At 50.9% G+C, this 9597-nt stretch carries 7 protein-coding genes and 5 pseudogenes; 6 read left to right on the top strand and 6 right to left on the bottom strand.

Annotated features, from left to right (window positions below; genetic code table 11):
* Positions 1 to 28: 28 nt before the first annotated feature.
* Positions 29 to 679: pseudogene (locus SOPEG_RS10050) on the top strand (DEAD/DEAH box helicase); the annotation flags it as partial.
* 181 nt (positions 680 to 860) lie between these two features.
* On the opposite strand, the pseudogene SOPEG_RS29450 reads toward SOPEG_RS10050, so the two are convergent.
* Positions 861 to 950: pseudogene (locus SOPEG_RS29450) on the bottom strand (type II toxin-antitoxin system YafO family toxin); the annotation flags it as partial.
* Between the two features lie 159 nt (positions 951 to 1109).
* Between SOPEG_RS29450 and istA the strand changes: the two are divergent.
* A pseudogene (gene istA, locus SOPEG_RS22805) lies at positions 1110 to 2661 on the top strand (IS21-like element ISSoEn3 family transposase).
* Between the two features lie 11 nt (positions 2662 to 2672).
* Positions 2673 to 3422 carry an IS21-like element ISSoEn3 family helper ATPase IstB gene (gene istB, locus SOPEG_RS10040; RefSeq protein ID WP_025245236.1) on the top strand — a complete coding sequence of 250 codons (750 nt, stop codon included), beginning with the start codon at positions 2673 to 2675 and terminating at the stop codon, positions 3420 to 3422.
* A gap of 80 nt (positions 3423 to 3502) precedes the next feature.
* Here istB and SOPEG_RS10035 read toward each other — a convergent pair whose 3' ends face one another.
* Positions 3503 to 4711, bottom strand: a complete 1209-nt coding sequence (locus SOPEG_RS10035) for an IS256-like element ISSoEn2 family transposase (protein ID WP_025244030.1) — start codon at positions 4709 to 4711, stop codon at positions 3503 to 3505.
* A 226-nt stretch (positions 4712 to 4937) separates the two neighbouring features.
* Positions 4938 to 5861: pseudogene (locus tag SOPEG_RS24540) on the bottom strand (IS5-like element ISSoEn1 family transposase).
* Between the two features lie 171 nt (positions 5862 to 6032).
* Here SOPEG_RS24540 and SOPEG_RS28250 point away from each other — a divergent pair.
* Entirely contained in the window at positions 6033 to 6185 is a 153-nt protein-coding gene (locus SOPEG_RS28250; protein WP_158382376.1) for a hypothetical protein, read from the top strand.
* Between the two features lie 40 nt (positions 6186 to 6225).
* Positions 6226 to 7433: pseudogene (locus SOPEG_RS22800) on the top strand (IS256-like element ISSoEn2 family transposase).
* On the opposite strand, the gene SOPEG_RS27370 reads toward SOPEG_RS22800, so the two are convergent.
* The 3 genes from SOPEG_RS27370 to SOPEG_RS24530 form a co-directional block, all read right to left on the bottom strand.
* Entirely contained in the window at positions 7424 to 7840 is a 417-nt protein-coding gene (locus SOPEG_RS27370; RefSeq protein ID WP_148297047.1) for a hypothetical protein, read from the bottom strand. The pseudogene SOPEG_RS22800 and the gene SOPEG_RS27370 overlap by 10 nt on opposite strands.
* The gene (locus tag SOPEG_RS28245) at positions 7837 to 7977 is read right to left on the bottom strand and encodes a hypothetical protein (RefSeq protein WP_158382374.1); all 141 of its coding nucleotides are present in this window, start codon (positions 7975 to 7977) and stop codon (positions 7837 to 7839) included. The genes SOPEG_RS27370 and SOPEG_RS28245 overlap by 4 nt, the downstream gene beginning before the upstream one ends.
* Before the next feature lie 468 nt (positions 7978 to 8445).
* On the bottom strand, positions 8446 to 8637 hold the full coding sequence (locus SOPEG_RS24530) for a Cro/CI family transcriptional regulator (protein ID WP_025245233.1): 192 nt from the start codon (positions 8635 to 8637) through the stop codon (positions 8446 to 8448).
* A gap of 47 nt (positions 8638 to 8684) precedes the next feature.
* Between SOPEG_RS24530 and SOPEG_RS10005 the strand changes: the two genes are divergently transcribed.
* The gene (locus SOPEG_RS10005; protein WP_025245232.1) at positions 8685 to 9392 is read left to right on the top strand and encodes a helix-turn-helix domain-containing protein; all 708 of its coding nucleotides are present in this window, start codon (positions 8685 to 8687) and stop codon (positions 9390 to 9392) included.
* The last annotated feature ends 205 nt before the right edge of the window (positions 9393 to 9597 follow it).

Raw genomic sequence — 9597 nt, 5'->3', positions numbered from 1 at the left:
GCCAGTCACCTAAAAGTTCGATTTATTCAACAAAGCCCGCCAGCACTGGAAGCAGTACAGAACGCTGCTGCTGTCCGCGCCGGTTGGGTTCGGTAAGACAGCAATATCGGCATTCATCGCCGACGGTTTTGTCAGTCGCGGCATGCGTGTAATGTTTGTCGCCCCGTTCACAGTGCTGCTTGACCAAACAGCGACGCGCTTTGTTGAGTACGGCCTGCCTGCCGATGAAATCAGCTATGTGTGGCGTGAGCATCCATTGCATGATCCGGATAAACTGATCCAGATTGCCAGTGCCGACACGCTGATACGCCGACAGTTCCCGGACAATATTGATTTGCTGATTGTTGACGAAGCCCATATGCGCCGCAAAAAATTGCTGGAAATCATCCGGGATACTGATATTAGGGTGGTGGGGCTATCGGGTACGCCGTTCGCATCATGGATGGGAAAGTGCTACGAGAAGCTCATTAAGCCTACCACAATGCGCGAACTGATAAGCCTCGGGGATTTAAGCCCGTATGAGTTCTACGCACCTGATCGGCCCGATGTGAGCAGCGTCAAAACATCCAATCTGGCTGCCTATGGGCAGGACTACAACGAGGAGCAACTGGTGGTCATCATGGAGGACGCCACGTTGGTTGGCAACATTGTACGCAACTGGCTGGAAAACGGCGAAGACAGGGGACGTGAAGAAATCATGAAGTTAACCTACTGGAATAAAAGGATTTATTCTAATTGTCGTCTACATATTGACTACGCTTCGACATAAAGCCCCGCGTCTACGACACGGGGCTTTTCTTTGCACGTAAAATAGCAAGATCTGAGATTGGTCGGAAAGGTGCGTGCCAGCAGCGGTGGGTTTACTCATTCTGGAATTGTTCTGCTCGACGTTCTAACTCAACTAGAAAGGATGTCTTGGCCAGTTCGTGGGCGTTAGGAGTCATAATGCTGGTTCCGGTCACATCCGATCACTGATTCCGATTTCACCCGATCACTAATTCTGATTTCATCCGATCACTGATTCCGGTCGCCCGATCAGCGATTCCGATTCTGTCCGATCGCTCATCTTCTGTTCCGCCATACTCTGGAGACTTTTAGCTTCCGGGGGCATGGCACGTAAAAAGAAGAAAGCGAGAACGGAAATGTGCATCTATATTAATGTCTTACGTATGAAATTCGAGCAGCGTCGCTCGAATCGCACTATCGCAGCAGCGCTCGACATAGGCTGTACTACCGTGCACGATATCCTCGGCCGATTCACGATAGCTAACCTGGTCTGGCCATTGCCGGCGGAACTGTCCCCCCGTCGACCTCGACCGCCTGCTCTATCCCGACAAATCCGGAAAAGTTATCAATACCTTACCCAGCTGGCTTGATATCGATACCGAGTTAAGCCGCAAGGGCATGACCAAGCAGCTGCTCTGGATGGAATATCAGTCCGCCGTGGGCGGTGATGCCCTCGGTTACTCACAGTTTTGTGCACTGTTCCGTGACTGGAAAAAGAAGCAGCGGCGTTCCATGCGCATGGAGCACAAGGCTGGCGAAAAGCTCTTCATCGACTTCTGTGGCCCCACCGTACCTATCGTCAACCCTGCGACCGGTAGCGTACGCCAGGTCGCTATCTTCGTCGCTGCCATGGGCGTGTCAGGCTATGCGTATATCGAAGCCTGCGAAGGCCAGGACATGGCATCGTGGCTCAACGCCAATAGCCGCTGCCTGCACTTCATGGGTGGGGTTCCGGAGCTGATGATACCTGATAATCTGCGCAGCGCTGTCAGCACCCCTGACCGCTATGAGCCGGTCATAAACCAGAGCTACCAGGCGCTGGCAAATCACTATGAGACAGTGGTGCTACCGGCGCGCCCGAGAAAACCGAAAGACAAGGCGAAGGCAGAATCAACTGTGCAGCTGGTAGAACGCTGGGTTTTGGCCCGGTTGCGTAAACGTAGGTTCTACTCGCTGGCCGAACTCAACCAGGTGATACGAGAACTCAATCATGAGTTGAATTTGCGCCCGATGCGTCATTACGGCGGACAAAGTCGCCTTGAACGCTTCGAGCAGCTGGACAAACCGGCTCTTGGGCCTCTACCGCCCACACAATGGGAATACAGTGAGTATCTCGTTGCCTGAGTGGGACCTGATTACCACATAGACTACGGCAAAAACTGGTACTCGGTGCCGCATCCGCTGGTTGGCGAGCGCGTTGACGTCATCGCCACCCAACGGCTGGTGCAAATCCACCATAAGGGCGTCTGCGTGGCTACGCACCCTCGCAGCGATAACGCCTATAGGCACACGACTCAGGCGGCGCACATGCCGGCTAACCATAAGGGGCAGAGTCAGTGGACGCCGGAAAGGCTGTGCAGTTGGGCGCTGTCGGTGGGTGTGTGCACATTGAAAGTGGTCGAGTCCATCCAAAAGAGCAAAGCCCATCCGGAGCAGGCTTACCGCTCCGTGCTGGGGCTACTCAATCTGCAACGGCGCTATGAGACGACGCGACTGGAGAAGGCCTGCGCGCTGGCGTTGGAGAAAGGGTGCATTAACCGCTCTTTCATAGCCAACGTATTAAAACACGGTCGTGAAAGTGAGGTCACCCAGGACGGAGCCGGCGTATCAATGCTGGTTCACGAAAACCTCCGAGGTCCGGACAGTTATCACTAAGGAGAATAAATATGGATATACTGTTAATGGCTCTGCGAGAGCTGAAGTTGTCGGCAATGGTCCAGGCGTTGGAGACGCAACGCGAACTCCCGGGGAGTTATGGGGAGCTGGGGTTCGAGGAGCGGTTGTCGCTGATGGTAGAAGCGGAAAATTTGCATAGAAAAAACAACCAAATATGCCGTCTGCGACGGCAATCGCAAATGCGCTTGCAGGCAAAACCGGAAGATATCCGCTATATCCCTAGCCGAGGAGTGACACCGGAACAGATGCGAGATCTGCTAGGGGGACAATATCTGAAATATCAGAAAAGCATACTCATCACGGGGCCAACAGGTACGGGCAAAACCTGGCTCAGTTGTGCGCTTGGTGAGCAGGCATGCCGGCAGCAATATAGCGTGCGTTACTGGCGAGTGGGTCGGTTGCTGGTCCATTTTCACCAGTGTCAGGTAGACGGAACCTATCTAAAACAGCTTAAGCAGTTAGAAAAAATAGAGTTACTGATCTTGGACGACGTGGGCCTAGAATCAATAAGTCCGATGCAGGCAACGATGCTGTTGGAGGTGATGGAAGATCGCTACGACAAAAGCAGCAGCATCCTGATCAGTCAACTGCCGGTGAAAAAATGGTATGGACTGATAGAAAACCCCACGACAGCTAACGCGTTACTCGATCGGTTAGTACACCCCAGCTATAGACTGGAACTTAAAGGCGAATCACTACGCAAAGAGCAAGGAGTAGCCAGCACAGGAAAAATAGACTAAACCCGAGTCAGAAGATGAGCGAACACGTGAACGAATATCACTGGAAGACCCTGTACACGATTCTGTGTAAATGCCTTTTCTCAGAAGTGACCGTCCAGGCGGTCACCGAACTCGATAATAAAGCGGCTCATTGCCATGCGCCAGTCCCTCAAAGGCATTGTCCATTTCTGTGAGGCCGCCTGTATCGCCAGCCACACCACCTTTTTCACTGCGTCGTCGGTCGGGAACACCTTGCGCTTTTTGATGGCATGCCGGATCACGCTGTTTAACGACTCGATGGCGTTGGTCGTGTAGATCACCTTGCGGATGTCCGTTGGGTAGGCAAAGAACGTGGCCAGATTGGCCCAGTTTGCCTGCCAGCTTCGACTTATTTGCGGGTAGCGGATGTCCCAGGCACTGGAGAACGCTTCCAGCGCCTGCAAGCCGGCTTCTTCCGTAGGGGCCTGATAGATAGCTTTCAGGTCGCGGGTGACGGCCTTGTAGTCCTTCCAGGAGACGAACCGCAGGCTGTTGCGCACCATATGTACGATACACAGCTGGAGCCGCGCCTCCGGATACACCGCGTTAATAGCGTCAGGGAAACCTTTCAGCCCGTCTACGCAGGCGATAAGGATATCGTTCAGGCCGCGGTTTTTCAGCTCTGTCAGCACGTTCAGCCAGAACTTTGCGCCTTCATTTTCGGCCAGCCACATACCTAGCAACTCTTTCTGGCCTTCGATGTTGATGCCCAGCGCCAGGAACACAGATTTGTTGATGATGCGGCTGTCCTGCCGGACTTTTAGAACGATACAGTCAAGATAAACAATGGGATAGACTGCATCCAGAGGCCGGTTTTGCCATTCGACAACCTGCTCCATGACCGCATCGGTGACCTTTGAGACCAGCGCCGGCGAGACATCGGCGTCATACAGCTCTTTGAACGCGGCGGCGATCTCGCGGGTGGTCATCCCTTTGGCGTACAACGATAAAATCTGGTTATCCATCCCGGTAATCCGGGTCTGGTTCTTCTTCACCAGTTGCGGTTCAAAGGAACCGTCACGATCGCGCGGAGTACGCAGCGCCAGCGGGCCATCGCCAGTGGTAACGGTTTTTGTGGAATAGCCGTTGCGGGCGTTGGTCCCCGGTTTAGGCTGATTTTTATCGTAGCCGAGGTGATGGGTCATTTCGGCATTGAGAGCTGCTTCGACGCTGATTTTTTTCAGCAGCCGATCGAAGTGACTGAGATCTTCAGGGGTTTTGAGATTTTTGGCCAGTTCGTTAGCCAGAGCCTGCAACTGTTTTTCGTCCATAAATTAACCTGTTTTTGATGTTGGATTGAACATATCAAAATCAGGCAAATACACAAATTTCTAAACAGGCTCGGTTGGCCCCATGGAGCAGGTCAAAATAAGCCAGCCGCTGAACGATGCATTAGGTCAATTTGACCCAGCACAAAGGGTCAGTTTGACCCAACCATTACCGCTTTGTTGAATAAATCCGAAATTTGTGACGACTTCCTCCCTATCAGGGTGATTGTTACATGATGCGGACGCTGTTTGGCATTCCTAACAGCGTGATCCGGTTAAGCGCTTTGACCATTGCCATAGCCTCACCTACCTGCGCGTCATAGTCATGCAGACTCAGATGACCACCCAGAAGTGTTTTAAACCGGAACATGGCCGTTTCAGCCAGTGAACGCCGGTGATAACCTACTTTCTTTTTTCCAGGTATCGTTATTGCCGCTCAGATGCTGATTTGCCACCGCATGGTTACGCTCATGGTATCGAGCTGGCCAATATTGCGCACCACTTCGCGGTGGGATAAGCGGCTTTATTTTTTTCCTCAGCAGAGCATCATGACAGTAACGCGTATCGTAAGCACTGTCAGCCGACGCTTCCCTGATTTTCCGGTGGGTTTGGTTAATCAGCCCGGGCAGCGCCTGCGCATATGTCGTACCGCTTAGCGATAAATCGGCACAGATAATCTCAAGGGCGCGCTATCTACTGCCAGACGATGCTTGCGCCATACTCTGCGCCTCTCAGCCCCATGCTGCCTGACTTTCCATTCGCCTTCGCCGAAGATTTTCAGGCCGGTGCCATCGATGACCAGGTGTGAGATTTCGCCGCGGGTTGGCGTTTTTATGCTGATGTCGACGGTTTTTGCTCGCCGGCTGACCAGAGAGTAATCTGGGCAGCGCAGCGACAGCCCCATCAGTTTAAAAATCGCGTCAACGAAACCCTGTAACGCCCGGAGCGAAAGGTTAAACACGCGCTTTATCATCAGAACCGTGGTAATGGCCATATCGGTGTAGTGAAGCGGCCGGCCACGATGTTCAGGTGGTGTACTCTCAGTCCATGCAGCAATGGCTGACTCATCAAGCCATACTGTCATGTCCCCCCGCTGCCTGAGCGCATTGTTGTATGCGGGCCAGTTGGTGATTTTAAACTTTTGCTTTGCCATGGGGACCTGATGTTGAAACGAATGTAGTGATCAGAGCCGCCAGTCACCTAAAAGTTCGATTTATTCAACAAAGCCAACCATTACCAGAGACTACTACAGAAGCCTGTTTAGAAATTTGTGTATTTGCCTGATTTTGATATGTTCAATCCAACATCAAAAACAGGTTAATTTATGGACGAAAAACAGTTGCAGGCTCTGGCTAACGAACTGTGCAGATTCCGACGTATCCGATCAGCTGTTCCGGCGACATCCGATCAGTTATTCCGATATTTTCCGATCACCCATTCCAGTGGAGCCTGTTTAGAAATTTGTGTATTTGCCTGATTTTGATATGTTCAATCCAACATCAAAAACAGGTTAATTTATGGACGAAAAACAGTTGCAGGCTCTGGCTAACGAACTGGCCAAAAATCTCAAAACCCCTGAAGATCTCAGTCACTTCGATCGGCTGCTGAAAAAAATCAGCGTCGAAGCAGCTCTCAATGCCGAAATGACCCATCACCTCGGCTACGATAAAAATCAGCCTAAACCGGGGACCAACGCCCGCAACGGCTATTCCACAAAAACCGTTACCACTGGCGATGGCCCGCTGGCGCTGCGTACTCCGCGCGATCGTGACGGTTCCTTTGAACCGCAACTGGGAAGAAAAAGCAGACCCGGATTACCGGGATGGATAACCAGATTTTATCGTTGTACGCCAAAGGGATGACCACCCGCGAGATCGCCGCCGCGTTCAAAGAGCTGTATGACGCCGATGTCTCGCCGGCGCTGGTCTCAAAGGTCACCGATGCGGTCATGGAGCAGGTTGTCGAATGGCAAAACCGGCCTCTGGATGCAGTCTATCCCATTGTTTATCTTGACTGTATCGTTCTAAAAGTCCGGCAGGACAGCCGCATCATCAACAAATCTGTGTTCCTGGCGCTGGGCATCAACATCGAAGGCCAGAAAGAGTTGCTAGGTATGTGGCTGGCCGAAAATGAAGGCGCAAAGTTCTGGCTGAACGTGCTGACAGAGCTGAAAAACCGCGGCCTGAACGATATCCTTATCGCCTGCGTAGACGGGCTGAAAGGTTTCCCTGACGCTATTAACGCGGTGTATCCGGAGGCGCGGCTCCAGCTGTGTATCGTACATATGGTGCGCAACAGCCTGCGGTTCGTCTCCTGGAAGGACTACAAGGCCGTCACCCGCGACCTGAAAGCTATCTATCAGGCCCCTACGGAAGAAGCCGGCTTGCAGGCGCTGGAAGCGTTCTCCAGTGCCTGGGACATCCGCTACCCGCAAATAAGTCGAAGCTGGCAGGCAAACTGGGCCAATCTGGCCACGTTCTTTGCCTACCCAACGGACATCCGCAAGGTGATCTACACGACCAACGCCATCGAGTCGTTAAACAGCGTGATCCGGCATGCCATCAAAAAGCGCAAGGTGTTCCCGACCGACGACGCAGTGAAAAAGGTGGTGTGGCTGGCGATACAGGCGGCCTCACAGAAATGGACAATGCCTTTGAGGGACTGGCGCATGGCAATGAGCCGCTTTATTATCGAGTTCGGTGACCGCCTGGACGGTCACTTCTGAGAAAAGGCATTTACACAGAATCGTGTACAGGGTCGGCCAACCTGAAATGATGCATGAGTCGTAAAGTCACTTTTTCTTTCCAGGCGTTTCAATGCATCGTAATTGATGCTGTACCATTTAGTCCGGTCGCGGCGGTCTTTGTTGTAATTGCCAGTAACGACAAGCCCCTGACTTTCCAGACTGGCAAGTGTCCGCTTAACTGTCGCTTCGCTCCAAAATGGAAATTGAGTTTGCCATTCAGCAACGCTGTTATAGACCCACTTGCGATCATCGTGAACATGACGAGAATGCCCCAGCCAGTAGTGAATTTGCTGCAATACCATAGCCTCATTCAGGCCAATGGCGCAGGCCAGAGACGGGAGCACCTGCAACGGATTTTCATGGATTAGTAAACGGCTAGTGCTCATTTTTCTGACCTCTCCTTCAACTTGCGGAATTCTTCTACCAGACGCTTACCGATGCGCCGGGCGATATGTTCGAGGTTGCCGGGATAATCCGGCGGGTGATGATGTCTTTGCTTGCATTTTTTCAAATTGTGACTCATATTTACCTTGCTACTTGAAGTGGCACCTCAATAGACTATCTTTGTGCTATTAAGCCTCCAGCATGCCCGTGTTGGAGGCGTTTTCTTTAGGTGCCAGCGCGGCAGCTACCGCCTGTTTCGCTAGCTGAGCGATTGGACTTACTGCTCATGCCTGACCTAAAATCACCATTGCAGTCGCCATGTCGCTCAGGTTGTAGCGGCTGATCTTGGATTCGTTCCACCCTGCCAGCTTTGGCGTTGGGTCAGTGCTGACATAGCCAGCAGCAGGTCGGTTTCAACACGGTTAATCTCATGTGTGTCAGGTTTGCTTGGATTTGCATAATCCATAAGTGATAATCCTTTGTGTGGTAATCATTAGACGTGACAATGCCGTGAGCTAGTCACAGTGAGTTGGTACTGTGGGATGTTGAGTTCTCGCTTTGTCAGCGACCGTAGGACGAATGTCCGCTGTGAAGGTGGTGCTACTGGTTAGGTTGTTGAACGATCGTTATACAAAAATGGATCATATTTAAGACTTTCTTTGGTCAACCGTTCTAATTGTATAGCTCTTTTTTCAGGAATGATTGGTGGCCAGCGTGAAACAGCTACATGCGTAATGCCCAGCATGTTTGCAGTACTACAAACGCCCCCAACGTATCTAATTACATCAATTTTTTTCACTTATAACCTCCTTTGGTGCCAGCAAATAGTAACACTAGTTACCACCAATGGCAACACTTTTTACCATAGAAAACGGTAACATTAGTTACATGACGATAGATATTCACGACAGAATCCGCTCTAAACGAAAAGAGCTAATGCTCACGCAGAACCAGGTAGCTAAAATACTGGGCATTAGCCGCGTATCCGTGACTAAGTGGGAAAATGGTAATTCAAAACCGGATGGAGAACATCTGCATCTACTGGCTAATGTATTAAATTGCTCTGCTGAATGGCTGCTTTATGGTGAACAATCGTCTAATTATGATGATTCCAAGCTATATCATCTACCCTCGGTAATAATGAGGAGGCTTCCTTTACTCTCATGGGAGCAGGTCAGCAAATGGGATGGCAAAACCCCAATAGTTGAAATGGATGATATAGACACATGGATGGAAAGCATGGCTGATACATTACCCAGTGGCTTTATGATGCTTGTGAAGGGGGATTCAATGGCAAATCCTTACGGAGTACCCTCGATTCCCGATGGTTCTAAAATCTTGGTAGACCCTGAATACAGCAGAATAGAAGATCTAAATGGGAAAATTGTCGTGATCCAACTGGCAAATTCAACAGAGCCTACTATAAAAAAATTGTCGATAGATGGGCCTAATATGTACTTATTGCCACTAAATCCATCCTTTAAGATTATCGAGGTGAATGGTGACTACGTGATCAAAGGTAGAGTAACTAAAATAATCCAAGAGTTATTATGAGATAGAACCAACACCCTGCGAATGCGGGGTATTTTTTTGCCCACAAAGGTAAAAGAAGCAACATTCCGCTTGACCGGAAGGGTAACTTAAGTTACATAGCTCTCATCAACCCACCAGACAGCCTCAAGACGGTCCCGACGGTGAGATAGCAGATTGATTAGTCTGCTCTGATTTAACCGCTCTTTACAACGAGCTTCAAGCTCTA

The sequence above is a fragment of the Candidatus Sodalis pierantonius str. SOPE genome (genome assembly GCF_000517405.1).
GTDB lineage: Bacteria > Pseudomonadota > Gammaproteobacteria > Enterobacterales > Enterobacteriaceae > Sodalis_C > Sodalis_C pierantonii.
Note: the sequence above shows the minus strand (reverse complement) of the source record. Positions and strands in the feature narration are given on the sequence as shown.